The organism is Helicobacter sp. L8 (assembly GCF_003660355.1).
Lineage (GTDB): Bacteria > Campylobacterota > Campylobacteria > Campylobacterales > Helicobacteraceae > Helicobacter > Helicobacter labacensis.
Genome location: NZ_QXQR01000013.1, coordinates 14,991 through 39,024 on the forward strand (window position 1 = coordinate 14,991; position 24,034 = coordinate 39,024).

The following is a 24,034-nucleotide window of genomic DNA, read 5'->3' on the forward strand; positions in this document are numbered from 1 at the left end:
AGGATAACCTCCCCCAAAACATGCTGCACAAAATCCGCTTCCCTCTAACATGAAGGCAACCCCCTCTAAGGGCAAGTAAGCCAACGAATCCAAATCAAAATTTTGGTGATCTGCTCTAGGCTGTGGTTGTGGGCGATAAGGTGCTCTTGGGAGTCCACATCTGTGCCATAGTAGCAGGGGTTGATGAAGGGGGGGGAAGACACACGCATGTGGATTTCCTTGACCCCTACATCGCGCAAGAGTTTCACAATGCGCCGCGTGGTGTTGCCCCGCACAATGGAGTCATCAATCAAGACGATGCGCTTACCACGGATATTAGGAATCACTACATTGAGTTTTAGGCGCAGTTTTTCACTGCGTTCTTGTTGGGGCGCGATAAAGGTGCGCGTGATGTAGCGATTTTTGATAAAACCTATGGCGTAGGGAATTTTAGACTCTTTGGAGTAGCCCAAAGCGGCATCGATCCCCGAATCGGGCACGCCCACCACCACATCGGCATTAGCGGGGTGGGTTTTGGCTAGGTATTGCCCTGCGCGCATGCGCGCTAAATGCACGCTCTTACCCTCCAGCATGGAATCCGCACGGGCAAAGTAGATGTATTCAAAGGAGCAGATTTTGCGTGGCTTAGGGGGGGTGGTGATGCTTTCAATCCCTTGTGCGCTAAAGCTTATAATCTCCCCTGGGGCAATATCGCGCGTGAAACTAGCCCCCAGCGCGTCCAAAGCACAACTCTCAGAAGCCACAATGTCCACTCCCTGATCGCTTTTGCCAAAGCATAGGGGGCGAAACCCCAGGGGATCGCGCACAGCCACAAGTTTGTTAGGGGACATCACCACCAAACAATAAGCCCCTTGTAACACCGCCATGCAGTGTTGAATCGCCTCTTCTAGGGTGGCACTCTTTAAGCGGTGCTGGGCGATGAGATAGAGAATCACCTCCGTATCGCTAGAGGTGTGGAAAATACAGCCCTGCAATTCTAATTCACGGCGCAATTCTACGGCGTTAACTAAGTTCCCATTGTGGGCGATGGCTAGGGGTTCTTTAATGTGCTGGATGAGGAGGGGTTGGGTGTTGGTGCGGCTATTTTCCCCCGTGGTGCAATAGCGCACATGCCCGATGCACACCTCGCCCTTCCCCAGCCTTTGCAAGGTGGCTTGATCAAAGACCTCATTGACCAACCCTGTATTTTTGTGGTAACTAAAATGCCCCTCACAGCAGAGGGCGATCCCGCAACCCTCTTGACCTCTATGTTGCAGGGCACACAGCGCGCTATAGGCTAGGGGGGCTAAATCAGCCATCTGGGGAGCAAAAGCTCCAAAAACCCCGCATTCTTCCTTGAGCTCTGACATCAGCAACCCTAATTAGAAACTTTTTGCCAAATCACCTCGTAAGCTTGGCACACATCGCCTAAATCCTCTCTAAAGCGATCTTTGTCTAATTTTTGGCGCGTCTGTGCATCCCAAAAACGACAAGTGTCTGGAGAAATCTCATCGCCTAGCACAATTTGCCCCTGTGTGTCCTTGCCAAATTCTAATTTGAAATCTACCAAGATAATCCCCTTTTCTTGTAGGTAGGCTTGCAAAAGGGTGTTGATTTGTAGAGCGTGTGCGCGTAAAGTTTGCAACTCACTGGGGGTAGCCAGTTTTAAAGCTAGGGCGTGATCCTCATTGATGAGTGGATCGCCTAACGCATCGTTTTTATAGCAAAATTCTAGCACGGGGGTTTGCAAGGGCGATCCCTCTTGCAATCCCAAGCGTTTAGCCATAGAACCCGCCGCTAGATTGCGCACAATCACCTCTAAAGCGAACATGGTGAGCTTTTTAACCCGGGTTTGGGTGGGGCTGAGTTCTTGAAGAAAATGCGTACAAATGCCCCGTGTTTGAAGATATTGCATCAAATAATTGCTAATGCGGTTATTTAGCGCGCCCTTGCCTTGCAAAGTGGCTTTTTTAACCCCATTGAAGGCGGTGGCATCGTCCTTATACTCCACGATGTAGTGTTCAGGGTTAGTCGTGGTGTAAACCTTTTTGGCTTTGCCTTCGTAGAGTAAGTGGCATGGGGTTTCAAGCATGGGGTTCCTTGTGAAATTGAGATGAAAGGGCGCGATCCGCTTGGAGAATCTTGGCTTCATTGTCATGGCGGGCTTGTTGTAACTTCTCTGCTAGCGCGACTTCGTATAGGGCTAGAATCTCTAGGGCAAGCAAAGCGGCGTTTTGTGCGGCGTTGATCCCCACGCAAGCTACTGGGACTCCGCTAGGCATTTGCACGCTGGAGAGCAGAGAGTCTAGCCCGCCTAAATCTTGGGTGAGAATGGGCAGGGCGATCACGGGTAAAATGCTCAAAGAGGCGATCACCCCAGCCAAGTGCGCGGATTTGCCCGCGGCTGCGATGAAGACCCCCACATCATTTTGAGGGGCTTGTAACACAAACTTATGCAAGGCATGCGGGGTGCGGTGCGCGGAGAGCACATGGACTTCAAAGGGGACTTGAAACTCTTTTAAAAGCGCGATTCCGGGTTGCAGAACAGCTAAATCGCTTTGGCTTCCCATGAGCACGGCAACCTTTTTCATCTTCATCAAAAACCTTTAACTTGTGTCTTAAGCGTCATTGTAACAAATCTGCGGGTAAATTTGGCTAGCCAGTGCCCTAGGCAACAATTTTCCCTAGTAATACACCCTCTTGGTAGGTGTGGCAAATGGCGCGGTAATACCCAGGTTGCACATTGTCTAGCTCGCTCTCATTGATGAGAATTTCTCCATCGATCTCCAAGCCCCAGCGTTTGTCGCGCGCTTTTAAAAACAAGCCATCTTCACTCAAGCCCTCTACAATGATTTCAATGGGTTTATGCAACAGCTTTTGCATGGAATCTTGGACTTGTTGTTGCACGCGGGCGTTGATCGTGTCTAGGCGTTGATTCACCACCCTATCGGGCAGAGTGGGCATGTGGTAGGCGCGCGTGTTCTCCTCAGGGCTGAAAGCAAAGAGATTAATGCGATCAAAACTAAAGTCCTCTAAAAACTCTTGCAAGATCTTAATATCCTCCTCACTCTCCCCGGGATGCCCCAAAAGTAAAGTGGTGCGCAAAAAGCTCTCAGGCACGCTTTTCATGTGCTCTAATAATTTAAGATGCGCTTGGGTGTTGGAGTTACGGCGCATGGTTTTAAGCATAGAGTCAGAGATATGCTGGATGGGCATGTCAAAGTAATTGGCAAAAATGCGCGAGTGCGCGATGGTGTCTATGAGGGTTAGGGTGGTGGTGCTAGGGCAGAGATAGAAGATGCGCGCGCTTTGGATAGCTTGTTGGGCATCCATGGCTTTAATGAGCGCAATTAGTCCATTTTTTACACCCTGATCGCGCAAATAGGAGCTCGAATCTTGGGCAATGAAGCTAATATCGCTAAAACCCTGTTTAGCCAGATTTTCTACTTCCTCTAAGATTTGGGCAATCCCCTTGCTTTGCAAGCGTCCCTTGAAACTAGGGATCGCACAAAAGCTACATTGCTGGTTACACCCCTCTGAGAGTTTGACATAGGCATGCACCTTAGAGCCCGTGATAGTGCGCTTGTTGTGCGCGCCTGCCAAAAACACACCGGCAGAAAACGCGCTCCGCTTGGCTTTAATGAGTGCATCGATGCGATCGTAATCCCCTACACCCGTGAAAATATCGATCTCGGGTAATTCAGCCTGCAATTCCTCTTTATAACGCTCACTCAAACACCCGCTAGCCACCACCAACGCGCCTTCTTTGCGCGCGCTAATGGCTTCTAACAAAACTTGCACACTTTCCTGTTTAGCAGAGTGGATAAACCCACAGGTGTTGACAATGATTACATCGGCTTGCGTGCAATCCTTTGTGAGTTCGTAATGGGCAAGTTTGCCCAACATCACCTCGCTATCCACTAAATTTTTAGAACAACCCAGAGAAACAAGATAGAGTTTAGGGCGCAAAAAAACCTCCTTGTAAGTCCACTTCCCAGAAAAAATCAATCCAGCACTTAGCTTCTTTGAGCACAAAATCCGCCTTATAACGCGCATCTTTTTGCGCAAAGAGAGTTGCGCTTTTAAAGCACACCTGCGGGTATTGTTTTTGTAAAATCTCCATCACCCCTATAAAGCTTTTCCCACTATCTACAATCTCATCCACTACCAGCACGCGCTGGTGTTGTGTTTGCAGAATGGGCACATTGCTGATCTCTAGTGCCCCTTGAGTGCGCTCTGCGCTATAAGAACTCGCGTTGATGGCATAAACTTCTTTGATGTCCCAATAGAGTCCTAGAAAATGCGCTAAAGTCATGCCCCCCCGCAAAATGGCGATAAGGGCTTGGGGCTTGAAGTCTTGTTCTACCTTTTTGGCTAAAGCCACCACATCCTGCCTAAAATCTGCATAGCCATAGTATTGACGCACGCGTTGTTCCTAATAATAAGCTTGCATGAACGCGCGCACCGCTTCGCCCTCAAAACGCGCCCTTAAGCCCAGATCGACCAAACTTTGTTCTAGCGCATTGAGCACCCATGCGATCTCATGGGGGGCAATGATCCCCATATGGTTGATACGCAAAAGCAAGTCTTTGAGGTGATCCTGCCCCCCAGCGACCACCACGCCGTAAGTTTTCAGGCATTTTCTGATCTCTAGGGCGCGCTCGTGATAAATAGTGCTCATGCTAAGGGCGGGGGTTTTAGGGTAAATTTGCAAACCTAAAGCCTTGAGCGCATGTTCACTGGCTAGCGCGCGCTGGGCTGTGTTAGCAAAGAGCACCTCTAACCCTCCCAACTCCGCCACACAAGCAAAATAGGTTTGCAAAGCCATCACATGCGAGATACCCGCCGTAAAAGCGGTGGTGTTGCGCTGCTGTTTTTGCAATTCTAAAGCCAAATTGAAATAATACCCATTGGGGCGCAATTTAGAGAGCGCAAGCGCGCTTAAACCCACAAAGCTCAAACCCACCGGTAGCATGAACGCTTTTTGACTCCCTCCAATGAGCACATCCACATGCCCCACTTCTAAGGGTTCTACACCCAGTGCGGTGATCGCATCCACAATCACTAAAAAGTTAGGATTATGTGCCTTGAGAGTCGCGCTAATCTCTTCAAAATCCAAGCGCAACCCCCCTGAAGATTCACACGCCTGCAAGGCGATCGCCTCTAAACTAGGGTGTTCTTGCACGCAAGCTAGCACCTCTGGCGCGCTAATGGGGGTGTCCCAAGGGTTTTTGATCTCTAAAAAGTTAATGTGGTGGGCTTTGGCGATCTTGCCAAAGCGTTCCCCAAACTTGCCATTATTGAGCACCAAGAGTTTGGGCTCTTTAGTGTGCGCGTCTACAAAGGTGCATAAACTCGCCTCCATCGCGCCCGTGCCACTGCTCACCAGAGTTACTACCTCTTGCATGCCCATCATCTCTTTGAGTTGGGCGCGCACCTGCGCGAAAGCATTTTCAAACTCTTGGGTGCGGTGGTGGGGGGTGGGTAGGCTCAAAGTGCGCGCAATTTGGGGCGCGATGGGGGTGGGACCGGGGGTGAAAAGCAGGGGCTGCAAGATAACCTCTCATGTCAAAATAAACCAAATTATACTATAAAAGGGTGTATAATGCATCAAAAAGGCATGCCATGCGCGCTCTACTCATCGGCTTAATGCTTTGTTCATGGGGTGTGGGGGCTTCTTTGCAAGAGATCAAGGATACCATCCATAAAATGGCGATCCACCAAGCGGACATGCACCGCAATATCAGCATTTTAAACGATCAGCTTGGCAACCTTGTCCTAGACATCCGCGCCCATAGAGCAAAGCTAGACCCAAATACCAGCGCGCAGGTGGTGGAGATCTTCAAAGAAAACGCCACCCTCTTTAGAGTGTTGCAAGACTATTACGCGCACAATGACGCGCTATTTGACTACTTAGAGGGGGTGTTGCAGGGCTATAGAAGTATCGCTAGGGATATGTCTAGTAGCGCGCCCCTACAAAAACTCATGCCCTTGATGAGTCAAATCCTTACCCAACTGCAAACCATGGTGGTGTTAGAAAAACACCTAGACACGCTCACCAACTAGACTTAGGTCCTTGTTGTTGCAACATCTGCAATAAGTTAGACACTCCGCCTCTAGCACTGAGTTTTTTAGCCAGTTGGGCAGCCTGATCAAAGCGCTTTAAAATGCGGTTAATTTCAGCTACTTCCAAACCCGATCCCAAAGCGATGCGCTTTTTGCGACTCCCATTGAGCAAGCTAGGGTCTTCGCGCTCTTTGGCAGTCATGGAAGAGAGCATAGCCTTGATCTTTTTGATCTCAGCGGAGTTTTCTAAATCCGTGCCCTTGAGCGCACCCGCAATATTGCCCAGTCCGGGAATCATGGACACCAGCGCACTCAAAGAACCTAGTTTTTTAAGCTTTTCAATCTGGGCGACAAAGTCGTTCAGCGTGAATTGCCCCTTTTTGAGTTTTTTAGATAAATCCTTAGCCTCTTTGGGGTCTAGCACACTGGCGGTTTTCTCCGCTAGGGTGATAATATCCCCCGCGCCCATTAAGCGGTTGGCAATGCGCTCGGGCACAAAGAGGTCCAAATCGGGGATTTTCTCCCCATGCCCGATGAAACGCAAGGGGATTTTGAGTTGGTAGGCGATCCCTAATGCCACCCCACCCTTACTATCGCTATCAAACTTACTTAAAACCACCCCGCTAATGCCTATTTGTTCATGGAAGGTGCTAGCACTACGCACGCCATCCTGCCCACTGAGCGCGTCTGCGACATAAAAGACCTCATGGGGGTTAAGCAACTCTTTTAAAGCTTTGAGCTCCTCCATCAAGGGTTTGTCGATAGCCAAACGCCCCGCACTATCTACAATCATCACATCAAATTGCCCTTCTAGTGCGCGCGCTAGTGCCCCCTTAGCGATCTCAAGCACTCCCCCCTCTTGGTGAAACACTTCTACCTCCACCTGCGCGCCCAAGACCTGTAATTGTTCCACAGCCGCCAAGCGTTCTAGATCGCATGCCACTAACAAAACCTTTTTTTGGCGGGTTTTAAGATAGTGGGCAAGCTTGCCACAAGTGGTGGTTTTACCCCCTCCTTGCAGCCCACACATCAGCACAATTGTAGGAGGTTTAGAGGCGTAGACAAATCCACTCGCACTCCCGGGCACGCTTAAAATTTCTAATAAACTCTCTTGCAAGGAGTCTAAAAACTGCTGTTTGCCCACACCCTTAGCTAAGGTTTTGTCTTTAATCTGGGTGATGAGTTCTTTAACCACCTTATGATGCACATCATTGCGCAGGAGCGATTTTTTCAGCGCGTCTAGGGCTTTTTCTAGGGCTTGTTGATCGTCTTGGAAACGGATTTTATTCAGGGCGTTTTTAAACGATTCGCTTAAAGCTTCAAACATGGGTGTCCTTTGCACTCTCTAAAAGCGTGAGTTCAGTTTTAATTTGGCTTTTCTTTTGCGCGATTTCTTGTGCGCGCGCGCGCAAATTTTCTAGTAATTCTTTGGGGGCTTTGGCTAAAAATTGCGGGTTATCTAAATTGAGTTTCGCTTTTTCTTTCTCTAATTTGACAAGTTGGGCTTGTAAGCGCGCCTCTAGGGCACTTACATCCACTCCCTCTAAACTCACATGCACGCTCACCCATTCCCCCACATCGCTTAAAGCCCCCGGGGGTTTGGTAGCCACCACTTCCAAATGGGCGATCTTGGTGAGTTTGCTAATAAAGCTTAGGGCTTGTGAATCTAGGCTTAAGGTGCTTTGGAGGTAGCCCTTAGGTAGCGCACCGATGCCTAATAAGACTTTTAAGCGCCTAAAGGCGGTACAAGCCTCTTTAATACCCTCAAAGACCTTTTCTAACTTTTCATTGCGATCTGTATTGGTGGGGTAGGAGGCACACATCAGGGAGGGCGCATTTTCTAAAGAAGTGCCCTCTAGGCGGTGGTAGAGGTATTCACTTATATAGGGCATGAAGGGATGCAGGAGTTTGAGCGCGTCTTTAAAGACTTCTATGAGGGCGTGGATGGTTGCACTCTCTCTATCCGCCTTGAGAAACTCTAAGATCCAATCGCAAAATTCGCCCCACAAGAAGCGATAGAGTAGGCGCGCCGCATCGTTAAAGCGGTAGCTATCTAGGGCTTGGCGCACCTCTTTAGTGGTGGCGTGTAGTCTTGAGCGCGCATAAGCCCCCAGCACACTTTCCCCCGCTTGCGCGCCACATTCTTGGGCGTATTTACAAAGCAAGAGGGTAGCATTGTAGAGTTTATGGGTGAAGTGGCGCGCTTGCTCAATACTCTCTTTTGAGAGCAGGAGATCGCGCCCCTGCACACTTAGCATTGCCAAAGCAAAGCGCAGACTATCCACCCCCTGCGTGGCGATGATCTCTAGGGGGTCGATCACATTGCCCTTAGATTTGCTCATCTTTTCACCCTTGTCATCACGCACTAGAGCGTGCAGGTAGATGTCCTTAAAGGGCAGAGAGCCTAGCAAACTCTCCCCGGCTAAGAGCATGCGCGCCACCCAAAAAAACAAGATGTCAAACCCGGTTACTAGCACGCTATTAGGATAAAAATCCTCTAAATCATGCGTGCCAAATTCTGACGCGTTTTCTTGCCCCCAGCCCAAAGTGCTAAAAGGCCACAGTGCCGAGCTAAACCAAGTGTCTAGCACATCGGGGTCTTGACTGAGGTGTAGATCGCCACATTCAGGGCAACAGGTGGGATCATCAACACTGACAAATTGATGGTTGTTAGCGCAAGTAAAAACAGGGATGCGATGCCCCCACCAGAGTTGGCGGCTGATGCACCAATCGCGTAAGTTTTCCATCCACGCATTATAGTTATTGCGCCAAGTAGGGGGAAAAAACTGCGCTAAACCCTCCTTGACTTTGGCAATCGCGCCCTGAGCGACCTCTTTTTTCACAAACCATTGTTTGGAGATATAGGGTTCGATGGTGTTGTTACAGCGGTAGCACTTGCCCACTTGGTGGGTGTGGGGCTCGATTTTTTCCATGAAGCCTTGGACCTGTAAAGCCTCTACGATGCGTGAGCGTGCCTCTAAGCGTTCTAGCCCGGCAAACTCTAGTGCATGCGCATTCAAAATGCCCTGCGTGTCAAAGATTACCAAAGATTCTAAATGGTGGCGTTTACCCACTTCGTAGTCATTGGGATCGTGTGCGGGGGTTACCTTGACACAACCTGTTCCAAAATTGGGATCGACATACTCATCAGCGATAATGGGGATTGCACGCCCACTTAAAGGCAAGAGTGCTTTTTGTCCGATGAGGTGTTGGTAGCGTGAATCCTGCGGATGCACCATCAAGGCGACATCCCCAAAGAAGGTTTCTGGGCGCGTGGTCGCCACCACCACCACTCCGCCCTGCTCTAGGGGATAGCGCAAATGATAGAGCTTGCCTTCCTCTTGGGCATATTCCACTTCAATATCAGCCAGCGCACCATCCTTCGTGCACCAATTGACCATGTAGAAATCCTGCACAATCAAACCGCGTTCATACCACTCTTTAAACGCCATGCGCACAGCTCTTTGCAAGCCAGTGTCCATGGTAAAGCGCAACCTGCTCCACGCACAACTCAAACCCAATTCTTGCATTTGCTCTACAATTTGGTGCATGCAGGTTTGCTTCCACTCCCAAACTTTTTGCACAAACGCCTCGCGCCCAATCTGGTCTTTAGACACGCCTTGCGCTAAGAGGTCTCTCTCCACTACATTTTGAGTTGCGATCCCGGCGTGGTCTAAACCGGGTTGGTAAAGCACGCGATACCCATCCATGCGCTTATAACGGGCTAGAATATCTTGTAAACTCAAGGTTAAAGCGTGTCCGATATGCAAACGCCCCGTGATATTGGGCGGGGGCATCATGAGCGCAAAGGGTTGCCCCTGCGTGCCCACTTCAAAATAACCCCGCTCCTTGCACAGTTGGTAGTAACGCTTTTCCAAGCGCAGGTCAAAAGGGGGGAAATCCATTAGCGTCCTTGTTGGTAAATCTCTTGGAGTTGCCACAACACACCTAAGCGATCGGGCAAATAGCTTTTATGCCAGCTCTTAGCGTCCAGAAAATTGAGATAGTGCAACGCCACTTGTGCTTCAAAGGCAGAGGAGTCCGGCATTTTAGCTAAGATTACCTTGTAAGGCTTGTGATGCGCTAGGGATTCAAAGCCCTCATAGAGCGTGTTAAAATCGCTATTTTCTAGGCGCAAAAACGCACCCACATCTAATAAAACTTCCTTGCTTTGATCTTGCAAAGCGCCTTGCGCGTGGGCGCACACAAAGAGAAATTCTACCAATTTAAGGCGTTTTTTATACTCCCCATGCGCGACCTCTAAGAATTGCGCGCATAGCTCCTCTAGATCAGGCTTATCTGTAGCCTTGTAGAGTTCTTGGAGTTGTTCCAACGCGATTCCATTATTTTGGCTCAAATCCTTTAAAAATAGAGTGATCAAGGCTTGCTTGAGGGGGCTATCAGGCATGCCAGTGGTCGCGCGCCCTAACAAGAGCACCACCACTCCAGACTCGCTCTCTCTTAGACTTTGTTCAGGGCTAGGCAGAGGATAGACATTCAAGGGTTCTTGGGGCTTTGGGGTGGGTGTGGGAGCGTGCAGGGGGTTTTTAAGGTATTCTTGCAGGGTGTAATACAAATAGAGTAAAACCACTGCCACCGCTATGACTAAAATCATTTCTATCATCGCTTCACTTTTAAAAGAATTTATTGTCCGATCGATTGTGTTTCTCGCGCTGTTCTTTGTAGTCGCGATCGACTGCCGCTTGAGAAATGCGCTTTTTCTCGGCGCGCTCTTTGTTTTTGAGTTCGCGCTTGCGTTCGATATTGCGTTGGAGTTGCTGGATATAATCCTCGCGCTTTTCGGGCGATTGGAAAGTGATGGGCTTGAGTAATAACAAGACTAGGACGAATAGGAAAATGAGTAAGGAGAATTCAGCGGATTCCTCGCCATTGATACCATACCAACCCATACCCAGCGCGGCCGCAAAGAGAATCTTAAGCCCTAATTGCAACGCGCCCCCTTACAAGAAAACAAAGGGCTGTTGGTGGGTGTGTAGCCCTAAGATTTGGGGATCAAGCTCGCCCATACCCAGCAAAACTAACTGCGCCAAAAACAGCACACTGGTGCTGTCATGATCGCGACTATGCGCCTTAGAAGCCTTTTTAGCCATGGTATCTAGCATGTGAAATTGGCTTAAGGAGGTGGTGAGCAAGAAATCCGCGCCCAAATCAATGGCTTCATAGCGCAACGCCCCAAAGCGTTCTAAGGCTAAAGAGGCGTTGGTGTCTAATAGGTGCGTAAGGCTTTGTTTAGCAAAGAGGGGGGCGTGGTAAGTTAACTTGAGCGTTTTAAAGATCGCGCCATAATCGCCACAATCTGGGGCAAAGAGCACACTAGAAAACTCTGTAAATAGGTTGGTGGGGGTGGGGGTATTCTCTAGCAAATAGGCGTTTAGATAGACTAAATTAGCCTGCTGGTATTCCAAGCCATAGGGGGCTAGGTTCTGATTCACTTTCTCCTTGAGTGCCTCATCTTCTAAGAGTTCTTTGGCGTAAAGCGCGTTAGTGTAGGCATCGTGATCGCATAAGAGTAAGGGCACACCCATTTTTTGGGCTAGGGCTAAGTTATAGGCGTTCGCGCTTAAAAATTGCTCCAAATCCCCCAAACGCCCCCAATACCCCCCATCAAAACAACACTCTGCCTCCAGCACGCGTAAATTTAAACGGGTTAGTAAGGCTTTTGCGCTCTGCAATAAAGGCGCGCTATTGTAGGCTTTCTCGTAACCATTAAAGAGCAAAAAATCCCCTTGATCTTGACAGAGATGCGGGGTTTTAAATTGGTATTTAGCCTGCAAATCCTTACCCAAGCGTGCCCATGTATTATTGGCAATGGGGCAATTAGAAGCTTGGATTAGCCATTTTTGCAGATCGTAGATTTCCTCTTCGATGCGATCGCTGGGCGGGTAGAGATAGGGTTTGGGACTCACAAAACCCATCACCCCGTATTTGGCATCGGCGATACTTTGCAGTAGGGTTTTAGCGCGGTGCGGGTAACGCCCTATGAGCCATTTGACATACAAAAAAAAGCCATCGCCATAGTAACCCTCTGGGTAATGGGGCTGGATAAAGTTGATATTGGTGTATCTGGCTAATTCCTCGCGTTCCTCTTGGGTGAGGAAGGGCGCGCTGTGTAAGAAGCGTTGGTAATCTCTTAAGATCGCCTGTTCGTCCATGCGTAGATCATGACGGGCGTATTTCAAGCTCAAGGGCTCAAGCACCCACTCCCTGCCAAACTGCGCGATCAAATCCGGGACTAACGCGTCTTCAAAGACTGCCACCTGGTTGAGGCGCACGCCCAAATGCGCGCGATCGTAGCTAAAATCCTGCAAGGGGATATGCGCTAGCACATCGCTTAAACGCCAACTAGGGGTGTACTCTACTTGGGCTAATTGGTAGGAGGGGTTGTAGTCCTTGAGGGCATCAAATCTAAAAACCTTGATGTGCAAGCGCAACACACTCATTTTTTGCCTTGTAAAAGCTCTAATGCCTGTTGGTTTCTAGGATCGGCTAAAAAGGCATTTTTGGAATCTTGGATTTGGGTTTGCCCCCCATCGCCAAAAATACTGGGCGCGTCCGATCGATTGAAAAGCACCACATTGGCATCGTTTTTATCCTTGGTGATGATCTGCACAATGCCCTCTAAAGCGATATGCACCGTGGTTTCAATATTATCGCCCAAACCCGCTTCAAAGCTGATCTCTTGGCGCAAGCGCCGAATTTTTAAGCTTTCAAAGGTGTAGCCGGCCAGCACGAACAGCACAAAAGAACCAAAGCTCTCAAAGAGATCGTTAGGCAATAGCGGTTCAAAGCGCACTTTAGAGAGATCGCAAAACACGCTGAAATTCACACGGTGGCTATGCAGAAAATAGAGATGATCTAGGCAGTGCTGGTTAGCCATCGCGTTGTAAAGGGCTGCTAAATCTCTCAAAGCAACGCCTCAAATTCGCCAAGCATTTTTTCCACCTCGCCCATGCCAATTTTCCAAAATTCCTTGTCTTGAATGTCTAGCCCAAACATGCCCACTAGCTCCTCAGGGCTCTGGCTTCCCCCCTTGCTCAAAAAGTTGGTGTAAGTTTCCACAAAAGCCTTGCGATCGGCGGGGGTTTGCTGTTGGCGATACAAGCCAAAAAGGGCTAACACCAGTAGTTGCCCGTAGCTATAGGCGTAGCAATAAAAGGGTGAGTGGATAAAATGGGGGATATAGCTCCACCAGCGCGCGTAATTCTTGGTGAGTTTAACGCTTTTGCCAAACATCTTGGCGTTTTCCTCCTGCCACATGGCATCGAAATCCTGAGCCTTGAGTTCCTCCTGTGTGGCGTGGATACGGCGTTCAAAATTGGTCATCACCACCTGCCTAAACATGGTCGAAAACATGTCTTCTAACTTGCCCGCATAAATGTCCTTGAGCTCTTTTTTGTCCAAATTCTGTTTCAGACTCTCAAACAAGAGCATTTCTCCAAAGACGGACGCGGTTTCAGAAGTGGTTAGAGGGGTGTTGGTGTTGAAGTAGCCCACCTCTTTGCTCAATTCTTGATGGATCATATGCCCAAACTCATGGGCGATGGTGAAGACAGAACGGCGGTTGTTGGTGAAGTTGAGTAACACAAAGGGGTGCGCGCTAGGCACGGTGCTAGCGCTAAAAGCCCCGCCCTGCTTGCCACTCCTAGGGTGCGAATCCACCCAACCATGCGCGATGCCATTTTCTATAATATTGGCAAACTTGGGAGAGAAGTTTCTGTAGGCTTTTAGCACCTGATTAAGGGCTTCTTGGTAGGTTACCGGGTTTTCCTTGGTGTCCAAAGGAGCGTAGCGATCGTAATCCTTGAGCTTGTAACCTAGCATTTTAGCCTTGAGTTTGTAGTAACGATGCACTAGGGCGTAATGATCATTGACGATCTCTAGCATGCTGTCCACGCTGGCTTGAGAGATTTGGTTAGAGAGATGGCGAAACTCTCGGGAGTTTCATAGTGGCGCAGCTTATTGCCGATGTATAGGTCTTTGCGCACCATGTTGAGCACATAGGTGAGCACTAGCTCGTTTTTCTTCAAGGCTTTTGTCAGGGCTTTTTGGGCTTTTTTGCGCAATTTGCGATCGGGGTTGTGCAACTCTGAGAGGATCTCCTCTTCACTGACAAGCTTGTCTTGGAAAGGGATTTTCAACGCGGTGAGGGCTTTGTCAAAGAGATTAGAGAACGCGTCCACGCCCACGCTGGAGGTAGCTAGCAACACCTTCTCTTCGGGCAAGCTCAAAATATGGGCTTTTTGTTTCAAGAGTAGGCGCAACATGTAGGCGTACTTGGGGGTGGCTTGGATCAACTCCTCTTGCTTTTGGCTATCCAGCGCGCAGAATTCATTGTCCACAAACAAGAGATGCTGTCCTAGATCATTGCACAGCAATTCGTACTTAGAATACAGATCGCTCTTGTCCGTGTTACTAGCAAAGATCAAGGACACATAAGCCATCGCCCTAGAAATGCCTTCGCTAAGTTCCTCATAATCTTCCATCGCCTTTTTGAAACCGCCTGCTTCCAACTGGCTAAAGGCGTTGGCATATTTTTTCTCATAGGCTTTGACCTTCTTGTCTAGATTAGCGATGTGCTTGTCTAGGTCGTCTAAATCCTTAAACAACGCGCCCAAATCCCAGCGGTGTTCTAGCGCGCTAGGGGCTTTGGGGTCTTGAGTGGGGGGCTTTTTGCTCACTTTTGTAGAACTCATTAACACTCCTTTTTGGGTGGTTTAGAGCTATTCTAGCATGATTTATCACACTTGGGCTAATTTTTGGGCGTTTCCTTGTGGAAAATGAAATTAGCTAGGGGATCTAGGTATTTGAGTATAAAAGGTGTAGCCAGCATGGAAAAGATGATCATCAACACCAAGAATTGCTGGATGTCTTGGGGCACGACATGGATGATCCCCTTTTGATTCAAGAAGGCTAAAAAACCCTCGTGCTTTTTGAGATTTAACACATGTTGCTTGCTAGCTGTCAAAAACACCACTAGGGCAAATTCTCCGATCTGGGCTAAAGATAGCGCGGTTTTAATGGAGGTTTTGGTGTCCTTAAAGAAGCGTAACAAGAAATACAGCAAGGCGATCTTCAAAGACATTGTCATGCTCAATAGCAACACCACTGCAAAGAAATTTTCAAACAAGAATGGCAAGTTGATTTGCATCCCCACGGTTACAAAGAACAGCCCTAGGAAGATATTTTTCAAGGGGGCAAATTCGTCCTGCACTCTAACTCGATAGCGCGATTTGGAGATCGCCATGCCTGCCACAAACGCCCCCAAAGACATAGAAAAACCAAAGAGATGGCTTAGACTCGCTGCCCCAAAGACAATCAACAAAATAGTCGCCATGAATAATTCGGGCAAACGGCTCTCAGCAGCTAGGTTGAGCACTTTTGTGGCAACCTGTTTGCCCGGTAGCAGTAGGATCAATAAGATAATACTCGCCGAGATCGCGGTTTTAACTAGGAGTGTAACGAAATTCGCGCTCGCATCGCCCATGAGCATGAGAATTAATAGCATAGGAATAGCCGCGATGTCTTGGAAGATCAAAATCCCCACCACGATTTTACCCATCGCGCTCCCAAGCTGTTTACTCTCCTCAAAGAACTTCAGCACAATAGCCGTTGAGGAAAGCGAAAAACCCATGCTCACCACCAGAGAAAACCCCCAAGAAGACCCCATGACATAGTAACCAAAGACCATGAAAAACAAGGAAGTTACCACCACCTGTAACCCCCCAAAAACCAGCACCTCTTGTTTCATGGTCTTGAGTTTGTCAAAATTGAATTCTAAACCAATCATAAACATCAAAAAAACGATCCCAAAATCCGCGATTTCAGAGAGGGATTCAAAATCTTCAATGTGGAAGATGGCTACAATCACCAGCCCTGTTAAAATATAACCGATGATAATGGGCATATCCAAGCGTTTGAGTAAGAGACCGCTAACCACACTCAAACCCAATCCTGCAACAACCATGTAAAGCGCATGTATTTCCATAACGATCCATTAAAGCAATGCTTAAAAACTCGCATTATATAATAAACCGACAAACAGGGAGAGTGTGCGTGGAAAAGACAATCGCTTTAGCTAGCGTTTATGAATTACAAGGGTTGAAATCCCAAGCCTTAGAAGTTTACAAGAGTGTGTTAGAAAGAGACCCCCACAACAAAGAGGCTCTGCAGGGGTGTAAGCGCTTGGCTTCCCCCAGCCCTTCCGACGCGCGTGCCCAATTCCGGCAATACGCCCCCTTGCAACGCTTTGAAATGCAAAAGATGCAGAAATTATTCATCCAAGCCGAACAACCCGCGCAGTTGCGCGCGATCGAACAATGGTTAATGCAATGGAACTAAGAAGTATTGTTTCTCAAACTCTAGATGAGATTGGTCAAAAAGAAACCAAGACCCCCCCCCAGTCCCCAGCCCCCCTCCTTTGAACATCCCCCCCAAGAAGAACAGGCTTTTTTAAGGGATTTGGAGCAAAAGACTTTGCTTTTGTTTGAAGGGCTTAGAGCGCACCAAATCAAGGACTTACCCACCAAGTTGGACTTAGTGCTCAATTACCTGCAATACCAACTCTATGTGGTCCAAGAACGCTTGAAGACTTACCAGCAAGACTAAAAGGGCAAAGGACAAGCAGGAGGCTGGCTTTTAAAGGCGTTTTTTTGCACCCTGCTTACAATACTAGCTACTAAGTTAGGCGCAAAACCTAGATCACAGAGCGCGTTGGTGTCAATGTGTGCCGGGTTATCCCAGCGCGCGCTGATTTCTTGCAAGAGCGGATCAATTTGCGCATAAGCAAAGCCCAAATCTGTCTCATCGCTTTGACCACTATAAAGATCCGCGCTGGGGGGTTTGCTTAGAATATTTGCCGGGATGTCTAGGCTTTTAGCTAGGGCATAGACTTGGCTTTTAAATAGGTGGGCAATAGGGTTAAGCAGCCATGCCAAATCCCCAAACAGCGTGCCATAACCTAGCATGATCTCACTCTTATTGCTCGTGCCCACTACTAACGCCCCGATCTCCATAGAAAAATCATAGAGTAAGCTCATGCGCATGCGCGCACAGAAATTGCCCACACGCCCCAAACTCACATCGGGGTTTTGCTCTTTAAATAATGCCTCATAGGGCGCGATGGGGCGTTGTGTGTAGGGGATATTAAAGCACTCACAAAGACAAATCGCGTCCTCTGTTGCGCTAGAAGCATGCATAGCAGGCATTAAAAGCGCATGGGTGGGTAAAACTCTTTGGCACAACACCCCCACCAACGCGCTATCCACCCCCCCACTCATCCCCACTAAAAAACGATCAAAGCCCCTTTGTGTGCTTTGGGTTTGCAAAAACAAGAGGAGTTGATCTAGGGTGTTTTTCATCTAAAACTCCGGTAAAAATTTAGCGCATTTGGGATTGGGGGTGGTGTCTCCAGAGGCTGCACCATACAATAGGGGACTACAACCCAAGTAATAAACCTTGCCCTTGCGATCTTGGATAGTGAAACTCCCACCTCCATCGAGCTCAAAGGTGTATTTTTGTCCCTCTAAGACAAAACTCCCCGTGATGTAGCAAGGGAATTGCTCGTAGTCTATATAGGGTGAGCCCTCATAGGTTTCACTTCTTGTAAAAAACTCTTTTAAACTCTTAGGGGTAAAGTGCCATGCCAAACACCGCTTGGCAAATTCTTCTCCCTCTCTAGCGATGATTTCTTTTCTGTCTTGCTCGTTGTGTCCTACTTTCACCGGGTGAATCACAATCTTTTGAATTTGATCAAAACTCTTTGTCCATAGCCCGCAGTCCTCCCCCAAAACATGATAACATTCTTTAACTCGAGCTGAATCTAGGGCTAATGCAAGAGAACTTGCCAAAGCCCCTTGGATAAATATTGCAATTAAAGCGTGCATTTAAAAATCCGGTAAAAACTTAGCGCATTTGGGATTAGGAACAATATCCCCAGAGTCTGTATAACGATAAGAGCTACAACCCAAGTAATAAACCTTGCCCTTGGAGTCGTAAATTTCAAAATACCCACCCCCATTAATGTCAAAGGTGTATTTTTGCCCCTCTAGCATAAAACTCCCCTTGATGTGGCAAATCAAATCGTCATAGTCATGACGGGGTGAGATTGGATAGGTTTCACTTCTTCTAAAAAACTTTTTTAAACTCTTTGGGGTAAAGTGCCATGCTAAACACCCCTTAATCTCTTCGCTTCCCTGCTCCGCTTTAATTTGTTCTTGGGTGAGCTCTATTTTCACCGGATGAATCACAATTTGCTCAATTTGATCAAAGCCCTTTGTCCATAACCCGCACTCCTTGCCCAAGTCTTTATAACATTCTTTGATTTGGGTTGAATCCAGGGCGCACAAAACAGATGTAAGTGCCACTACCCAAAACACCGCTTTTATGAAGACGATTTGTTTATGGACTCCAACACACATAAACCAACACCCCCTAGCTTAATTTTAGGGTGTCCGTGCCAAAACACCCGAGCAAAGGAGCGATCACATATCTTTGCGATCGCTTGGCACTCTAACCTAAATCTCCTAATGCCACATAAATGCCACTTTCCAAACTCTTTCCACAAAAACACTAAACCATCTGTTGAGAACACCTAGATGATTTCAAAGAGTGGTAAAAATTTTAGCGCGCTTTTAAATTCATCCACACAATTAGAATTTCTAAATCCTCCTTGAAACCATGTTGCTTTGCCACATTCTTGGGGGGATATGCCCTTGAGTGTGTTTAAAAACTTAGATCGCCCCCCCTATTTATTCAATTTCCACAACCAAGAGGTGCAATACAAGGGGGTGTTAGCCCATAATGTGGCTAGAGTGAATGGACACACTATGGTCATCGGAGCAACAGGGGCGGGCAAGACGACCTTGATGAGCTATTTGATGATGAGTGCCTTGAAATACTCCAATTTAGACATTTTAGCCTTAGATAGACTCAATGGGCTGTATTCTTTTACCAAATACTTTGGGAGCGTGTATAACAATGATGAGGAGTTTTTTATCAATCCTTTAACCTTAGAAAATTCTAAAGAAAATGTTTCTTTTTTGTGGAGTTTCTACACCTATATGCTGGGCATTGAAACCACCAATAGGAGAGACAAAGAAATCACAGAAGATCAGAATGCCGTGCTCAAGGCGATTGAGAGCATGTATCAAGAACACCAAGACAAAGCAAAGCAGGGCATTTATGAGCCTTACACTTTAGAGGAATTTACCAACACTTTCATTAAGACGCGTTCAGGACAAATCCAAGAAACCTTAATGCCCTATTTGAATAATCCCATTTTCAACGCTAGAGAGGATTGTTTGGAGTTTAAAACCCGTATCACCACCATTAATATGGACTCTGTGATTAACAACCAAAAAGATGCAGGTTCGCTAGCCTATTATATCTTTTACAAGTTAATCCGTAGGGCTTTGCGGTTAGATAGAGGTTTCTTCTGTTTCATTGATGAGTTTAAATCCTATGCCCAAAATGCGCTGATGAATGAAAAAATTAATCTCATCATCACGCAGGCTAGAAAGGCTAATGGGGTGATTGTTTTAGCCTTGCAAGACATCCACCAATTAGATGAAGTGAAAAATGCAGGTAGCTTTATTAAAAATATGGGCACACTCATCTTTTATCCGCAAAAAAACATTGATACAGACAAGCTCAAAGAAAAATTTGGCATCAAACTCAGCGATATTGAACGCAATTTCTTAGAGAACACTAATACCTCTAGCCATCAAATCCTTGTTAAAAATATGAATGATAGCACTTCTAATGTGGTGGATGTGAGCTTGGCTACTTTGGGTAAATACCTGCCCATCTTTAGCTCTAATGCCAGTAGTGTGGCACATATCAACCGCTTGATCAAGTAATATGGGGAAAATTGGCGGGAGGTGTATGTGCGTGGATAAGAAAAGTAAATGGAGAAAGTATCTCTCTATCACCCTGTTGAATCTAGCCCTCACACTCTTATTCTTGGGCATTTTTGCCTTGCTACACGGCTGTTCAGACAAATTCCATGAAATGAGAAAATCGCCATGTGCATGTACCACTATCTCAACTAGAAGTCTTAATGCCTGAGCTTTTAGAACAACGCCTAGAATTTGAGAGAATGGCAGAATGCTTTAGAGGTTTAGCATAGCAAACTGGAACAATAACCTTAATCATGCGCACCAAAGAAAATATATGCAGCAAGACCCATGCCTCCTATTAAAATCACCCCATTAAGCCCAGCGATTGCCAAACAAGCCACCTTCCAAATCCGACTAGGTTTTGTTTCCTCATAAACCCCATAAATCGACCCAAAGAATGGCAAACTACAAAGGGGCGCGCTCAAAAGTGCTAAAATCTCATGCCCATAATAAGCTAATTCAGCCCCTACTTTAGCGCACACATAAAGCGTCAAAAAAGGTGCCATGACCAGCGAAAGTCCAAATACAAATCTTAATAAAAACCTCCCTAGGCGATCGATCTGCTTGCAACGCTCCAAATCCAACCTATCACGCACAAACAAAATGATAAGGGTTATCAACACTATCCCCAAGAACAAGAGAAAATTTTCCAACATGAATCCTTACATAGTGTGCAAGGCTTAGATAAATAAGGCATACCAAGCCGCCACAGCTAGAGCATTAAAAACCCCGCTAATGGCACAACGCCACGCCCAAACTCTGCTAGGCGCGCTAGATTGATAAATCTTAACAAGGGGCAAAAAAGACCCCCCTAAGAGCACCACACTTAAACAGCACCAAAAGAAAATAGCATGGTTTAGCCAACCCTGCCCCCACCACACCACACATCAATAAAGTGATAAAGGGCATAAGAGCTAACCCCAACCCCAAACAAAACGCTTTGAGTTTATGCATCATCGTTATCACTCATACATACATGCCTGTTTTAGAAGCTATCTTGATTTTGGCCAAGGCCAATCTGGGTCTAACTTTTCTAGTCTTCTACCTATATCTCTTAGTCTCTTAGCTGCAGCGCAGCTTGTCTCTACCCCCACATCGCAAGCCCTTTGAAAGTGCGCCAAAGCTCTAACATAGTTTTGGTAGTTTTGTATAGATTTTTCGTAGTTTATAGGGGTGCCCTGTCCTTGTTGGTACATGTGCCCTAAGCCGTAATAACCAGCGGCATCCCCCATCTGCACTGCTTTTTGGAAGTATTGCAAAGCTTTGGTGTAGTCTTTTTTCTTATAAGCCTCTATAGCCATAGAATAGTCATAAGAGGAATGCGGATCGGCTACCTCTCTCTTTGAAAAGTGTAAAATCCACCACACCAAAACCCCACCCAAGCATAGCCCTCCTAGCACTAAAACAAAGCGCCAATTGCTCTTATCCAAGAAATCTCCTTATTAGCCTTAACAAGACGGCTTTAAAATCCCTAACCACCAAGCCATTAAAAAACCCACTCAATGCACAGCCAAAAGACCAGCGCGTGTGTTTGTAAATCTGAAAAATAGACAGAAAAGACAAATAGCCTAGAATTATTTTACTAAACACTGCTAAACACGAATGATAAGCCTTAGCCAGCCACGCGCCCACCACACCACACACAAATAAAGTTACAAAGGGCATGAGAACTAAGCCCAACCTCAAGCAAAACGCCGTTGCCTTTTTCATCTTACACTCCTAACAACAAAACGACTCCAGTCTAAAAGTATGCCCCTTATTGAGCAAGTCTATTACAGCTATTATATTGCAATACCCGTTGGATTCCACAAGTCTAAGCCCCACAATATGGCATTTGGCACTTCTAGCATTAAGGGTTGCAAAGTTTCTTTGCTTTATCATGTCTTCTTCATTGAAGGGCAATAAATTAAGGAATAAAAATGATAAATGCCATTAAAAACATCCTCAGACTAGCCTTAATCAGTTTGTGTTGCTTGGGGAGTGTGCATGCGAATAAAGAGGCAGATCAATACTACTTAATCGCAAAGAAAGCCCTTGATTACGACTTTGACGATCAAAAGGCTTTTAAATACTATCAAAAACTAGCGGATATGGGTGATTCTAGGGGTTATGTGGGTTTGGGGTTCATGTATAGCGAGCCTCTAGGTGTAAAGGAGGATTATCCTAAAGCCATAGCATACTTTGAAAAAGCAGGGGCTATGGGGAATACTAAGGGTTATTTGTTCTTGGGGAGTCTGTATAGAACGCGTTATGGCTATGGCGAGCACGCTCCTAAAGATGACTGGAAAGCCGCGCAGTATTTTAAAAAAGCGGGGGATATGGGGAATGATGAGGGTTATTATCTTTTGGGACAGATGTATTGTAGTGGAGATGAGATTCCTAAAGATTATCCTAAATGCGTAGAATACTATCAAAAAGTAGGAGCTTATGTGGAGTTGGGACGCATGTATGCTGATGGAATATATTTCCCTAAAAACTTGACTAAAGCCATCGCGTATTACCAAAAAGCGGCTGACTTGGGCGATTTAGATGGTTATTGGTATTTGGGGAGATTGTATTACTATGATACACACGAGCCCAATAAGGCTCTAGAATGCTTCCAAAAGGCTTGTGAAAAAGGCGACCAGAGAGGCTGTGATAATGCTCAGAAATTAAAGCAACATAAACCTCCATTAGATAATAAATAGTCCTTTAAGCCCCAAAAGAGTTGTCATCACCATAAAAATTTTATTCTTTGCAACGCCACACATAGCGCGTTTTTAGACTTAAAGGTTTGGATTTTATCTTGTGCGTCTAAAAAGAAGCAAGGCTTATCATCTATATTGATCAAGCGTAAATCTTGGATATAGCTTTTAAGCGCGTCTGTGTCGTAGGTGTTTTCTTCAAAGAGGCGCAAACAAGTTTGTTGTGTTTTGGGGCTAAGGTATTGGGGGGCTAGACAAAGAGAGGGGCGTTTTTTAAGGCTGGAAGCTTCTAGCTCAAGAGGAGGGCGGGGATTATAGGTAGGGCAGGAGGGGTAATCTTTGATTTTGGGGAAGTAATCCATGAGATGGTAAAAAAAGCTATAAATACGGCGCACAAGATGGTCATAAGCAAATGGATAAACCTTATTGATGTCTAAACCAACAGGTGCTTCAAACTTCCAAACGACAAGATTAAAGGCAAAATCCCATTGCGCATATCCGATCACTTCTTCCCAGCAATCCTCTTCAGTAAGGATACAAGCGTGCGCGGCTAGCTCGTAATTTTGCACGATCTTAGGGATAGGGGTTTTCTCTTTGTCGTGCTTATCCCAAATGCCCTTTTCATAGTAATCATAAATATGGATTTGCATGTCATCATTGACAACTTTTGAGAGGGATATAGGCGTGGTGGCTAGGACTTTAGCATAGGCGTTTAAATCCAAACCTTGTTGATGCGCCTCAATCAAGGGGGCGTAGCTAAATTTTAAAATGGCTAAAAAATCTTGGAGCACTTGGGAGGGGGGGATTTTTTGGCTGATAGACCCATAGATCAACAAATAGAGATGGAGCATTTCAATCTCCTTAATCTGATCAATCAAGCGCGCTTCTGTTTTATTGTGGGGTTTGAGAGCTTGCAAGAGGGGGATTTGGTTGACAAAAGCCATGCCTAGTTTTTCAAGTGTGGGGGCAAATTGGTAGAAATAATCACACCGATAAATTCCCTCATTAGGATCTTGGCATCTCCGATCGATCTTCACCGCGAGGTTTTGGATTTTGCTGATGGCTTGGAGCAAAGAGGGGTATTTTGTGGCATGGGGCTTAGATTGCAGACCAACCATCACCAAGCAGATGACAAAAAGCAGGCGAATCATTTAAACTCCTTCTCTAAATGTTTTTGCAACGCCAAGCATAGCGCATTACTAGACTTAAAGACTTGGACTTGTTGGTGTGTATTGCGGTATAGACAAGGGATGTGATCTAGGGCAATCAAGCGTTCTTCTTTGAGCTTTTTTTGCATGCGCAAGATTAGGGCTTTGCTAGGGTTTTGGAAACTCTTTAAGCAGAGGTTTAAAAATTTAGAATCTAAATAAGAGGGATACAAACAGACTT

General features: G+C 46.6%; 24 protein-coding genes and 3 pseudogenes. 5 read left to right on the forward strand and 22 right to left on the reverse strand.

Annotated features, from left to right (window positions below; translation table 11 throughout):
- Positions 1–65: 65 nt before the first annotated feature.
- From purF to EAO37_RS06675, 6 genes are all read right to left on the reverse strand, one after another.
- Positions 66–1,349 (reverse strand): amidophosphoribosyltransferase, encoded by a 1,284-nt coding sequence (gene purF, locus EAO37_RS06650; protein ID WP_240451761.1) that lies wholly within the window; start codon positions 1,347–1,349, stop codon positions 66–68.
- Between the two features lie 8 nt (positions 1,350–1,357).
- Positions 1,358–2,071, reverse strand: a complete 714-nt coding sequence (gene purC, locus EAO37_RS06655) for a phosphoribosylaminoimidazolesuccinocarboxamide synthase (protein WP_120952586.1) — start codon at positions 2,069–2,071, stop codon at positions 1,358–1,360.
- Positions 2,064–2,576 carry a 5-(carboxyamino)imidazole ribonucleotide mutase gene (gene purE / locus EAO37_RS06660; protein ID WP_240451762.1) on the reverse strand — a complete coding sequence of 171 codons (513 nt, stop codon included), beginning with the start codon at positions 2,574–2,576 and terminating at the stop codon, positions 2,064–2,066. Before purE ends, purC begins: the two co-directional genes overlap by 8 nt.
- Before the next feature lie 70 nt (positions 2,577–2,646).
- Complete coding sequence (gene rimO, locus EAO37_RS06665; RefSeq protein WP_276206410.1) at positions 2,647–3,948, reverse strand: 30S ribosomal protein S12 methylthiotransferase RimO; 1,302 nt, start codon at positions 3,946–3,948, stop codon at positions 2,647–2,649.
- Positions 3,938–4,405, reverse strand: coding sequence for a phosphoribosyltransferase family protein (locus tag EAO37_RS06670; protein WP_120952592.1), 468 nt, complete (start codon positions 4,403–4,405; stop codon positions 3,938–3,940). The genes rimO and EAO37_RS06670 overlap by 11 nt, the downstream gene beginning before the upstream one ends.
- Before the next feature lie 9 nt (positions 4,406–4,414).
- A complete protein-coding gene (locus EAO37_RS06675) occupies positions 4,415–5,533 on the reverse strand; it encodes an aminotransferase class V-fold PLP-dependent enzyme (protein ID WP_120952595.1) in 1,119 nt (372 codons plus the stop codon).
- A gap of 71 nt (positions 5,534–5,604) precedes the next feature.
- Between EAO37_RS06675 and EAO37_RS06680 the strand changes: the two genes are divergently transcribed.
- Positions 5,605–6,045: a hypothetical protein gene (locus EAO37_RS06680; protein WP_120952598.1), complete on the forward strand. Its 441-nt coding sequence runs from the start codon at positions 5,605–5,607 to the stop codon at positions 6,043–6,045.
- Here the strand turns inward: EAO37_RS06680 and ffh are convergent.
- From ffh to EAO37_RS06720, 8 genes and pseudogenes are all read right to left on the reverse strand, one after another.
- On the reverse strand, positions 6,035–7,372 hold the full coding sequence (gene ffh, locus EAO37_RS06685) for a signal recognition particle protein (protein WP_120952601.1): 1,338 nt from the start codon (positions 7,370–7,372) through the stop codon (positions 6,035–6,037). The genes EAO37_RS06680 and ffh overlap by 11 nt on opposite strands.
- Complete coding sequence (locus tag EAO37_RS06690; protein WP_120952604.1) at positions 7,365–9,950, reverse strand: valine--tRNA ligase; 2,586 nt, start codon at positions 9,948–9,950, stop codon at positions 7,365–7,367. Before EAO37_RS06690 ends, ffh begins: the two co-directional genes overlap by 8 nt.
- Positions 9,950–10,669 carry a hypothetical protein gene (locus EAO37_RS06695; RefSeq protein ID WP_120952607.1) on the reverse strand — a complete coding sequence of 240 codons (720 nt, stop codon included), beginning with the start codon at positions 10,667–10,669 and terminating at the stop codon, positions 9,950–9,952. Before EAO37_RS06695 ends, EAO37_RS06690 begins: the two co-directional genes overlap by 1 nt.
- Before the next feature lie 10 nt (positions 10,670–10,679).
- Complete coding sequence (locus tag EAO37_RS06700) at positions 10,680–10,997, reverse strand: hypothetical protein (RefSeq protein WP_120945733.1); 318 nt, start codon at positions 10,995–10,997, stop codon at positions 10,680–10,682.
- Between the two features lie 9 nt (positions 10,998–11,006).
- Positions 11,007–12,506 carry a DUF5644 domain-containing protein gene (locus EAO37_RS06705; RefSeq protein ID WP_120952610.1) on the reverse strand — a complete coding sequence of 500 codons (1,500 nt, stop codon included), beginning with the start codon at positions 12,504–12,506 and terminating at the stop codon, positions 11,007–11,009.
- Positions 12,503–12,973: a hypothetical protein gene (locus tag EAO37_RS06710; protein WP_235853072.1), complete on the reverse strand. Its 471-nt coding sequence runs from the start codon at positions 12,971–12,973 to the stop codon at positions 12,503–12,505. Before EAO37_RS06710 ends, EAO37_RS06705 begins: the two co-directional genes overlap by 4 nt.
- A pseudogene (locus tag EAO37_RS06715) lies at positions 12,970–14,759 on the reverse strand (M3 family oligoendopeptidase). Before EAO37_RS06715 ends, EAO37_RS06710 begins: the two are co-directional and overlap by 4 nt.
- A 56-nt stretch (positions 14,760–14,815) precedes the next feature.
- On the reverse strand, positions 14,816–16,051 hold the full coding sequence (locus tag EAO37_RS06720; protein WP_120945739.1) for a cation:proton antiporter: 1,236 nt from the start codon (positions 16,049–16,051) through the stop codon (positions 14,816–14,818).
- A 68-nt stretch (positions 16,052–16,119) separates the two neighbouring features.
- On the opposite strand from EAO37_RS06720, the gene EAO37_RS06725 reads away from it, so the two are divergent.
- Together EAO37_RS06725 and EAO37_RS06730 are read left to right on the forward strand one after the other, a co-directional pair.
- Positions 16,120–16,404 carry a hypothetical protein gene (locus EAO37_RS06725; RefSeq protein ID WP_120952650.1) on the forward strand — a complete coding sequence of 95 codons (285 nt, stop codon included), beginning with the start codon at positions 16,120–16,122 and terminating at the stop codon, positions 16,402–16,404.
- Positions 16,405–16,428: 24 nt separating this feature from the next.
- Positions 16,429–16,671, forward strand: a complete 243-nt coding sequence (locus tag EAO37_RS06730; protein WP_235853074.1) for a hypothetical protein — start codon at positions 16,429–16,431, stop codon at positions 16,669–16,671.
- Here the strand turns inward: EAO37_RS06730 and nadE are convergent.
- The 3 genes from nadE to EAO37_RS06745 are packed head-to-tail and all read right to left on the reverse strand — an operon-like array spanning position 16,668 to position 18,482.
- Positions 16,668–17,423, reverse strand: coding sequence for an NAD(+) synthase (gene nadE / locus EAO37_RS06735; protein WP_120952613.1), 756 nt, complete (start codon positions 17,421–17,423; stop codon positions 16,668–16,670). The genes EAO37_RS06730 and nadE overlap by 4 nt on opposite strands.
- Entirely contained in the window at positions 17,424–17,912 is a 489-nt protein-coding gene (locus EAO37_RS06740; RefSeq protein ID WP_120952616.1) for a hypothetical protein, read from the reverse strand.
- Positions 17,913–17,948: 36 nt separating this feature from the next.
- Positions 17,949–18,482 carry a hypothetical protein gene (locus EAO37_RS06745; protein ID WP_120952619.1) on the reverse strand — a complete coding sequence of 178 codons (534 nt, stop codon included), beginning with the start codon at positions 18,480–18,482 and terminating at the stop codon, positions 17,949–17,951.
- Between the two features lie 273 nt (positions 18,483–18,755).
- On the opposite strand from EAO37_RS06745, the pseudogene EAO37_RS06750 reads away from it, so the two are divergent.
- Positions 18,756–19,919: pseudogene (locus EAO37_RS06750) on the forward strand (DUF87 domain-containing protein); the annotation flags it as partial.
- A gap of 290 nt (positions 19,920–20,209) precedes the next feature.
- On the opposite strand, the gene EAO37_RS06760 reads toward EAO37_RS06750, so the two are convergent.
- From EAO37_RS06760 to EAO37_RS06770, 3 genes are all read right to left on the reverse strand, one after another.
- Positions 20,210–20,614, reverse strand: a complete 405-nt coding sequence (locus EAO37_RS06760) for a hypothetical protein (RefSeq protein ID WP_120952625.1) — start codon at positions 20,612–20,614, stop codon at positions 20,210–20,212.
- A 27-nt stretch (positions 20,615–20,641) separates the two neighbouring features.
- A complete protein-coding gene (locus EAO37_RS06765; protein WP_162982987.1) occupies positions 20,642–20,842 on the reverse strand; it encodes a hypothetical protein in 201 nt (66 codons plus the stop codon).
- A 111-nt stretch (positions 20,843–20,953) separates the two neighbouring features.
- Positions 20,954–21,391: an SEL1-like repeat protein gene (locus EAO37_RS06770; protein ID WP_120952631.1), complete on the reverse strand. Its 438-nt coding sequence runs from the start codon at positions 21,389–21,391 to the stop codon at positions 20,954–20,956.
- A 489-nt stretch (positions 21,392–21,880) separates the two neighbouring features.
- On the opposite strand from EAO37_RS06770, the gene EAO37_RS06780 reads away from it, so the two are divergent.
- The gene (locus tag EAO37_RS06780) at positions 21,881–22,648 is read left to right on the forward strand and encodes a tetratricopeptide repeat protein (RefSeq protein WP_120952638.1); all 768 of its coding nucleotides are present in this window, start codon (positions 21,881–21,883) and stop codon (positions 22,646–22,648) included.
- Positions 22,649–22,674: 26 nt separating this feature from the next.
- Here the strand turns inward: EAO37_RS06780 and EAO37_RS09415 are convergent, their stop codons facing one another.
- Both EAO37_RS09415 and EAO37_RS06790 read right to left on the reverse strand, forming a co-directional pair.
- Positions 22,675–23,796, reverse strand: coding sequence for a hypothetical protein (locus EAO37_RS09415; RefSeq protein WP_205589761.1), 1,122 nt, complete (start codon positions 23,794–23,796; stop codon positions 22,675–22,677).
- A pseudogene (locus tag EAO37_RS06790) lies at positions 23,793–24,034 on the reverse strand (hypothetical protein); the annotation flags it as partial. The pseudogene EAO37_RS06790 and the gene EAO37_RS09415, both read right to left, overlap by 4 nt.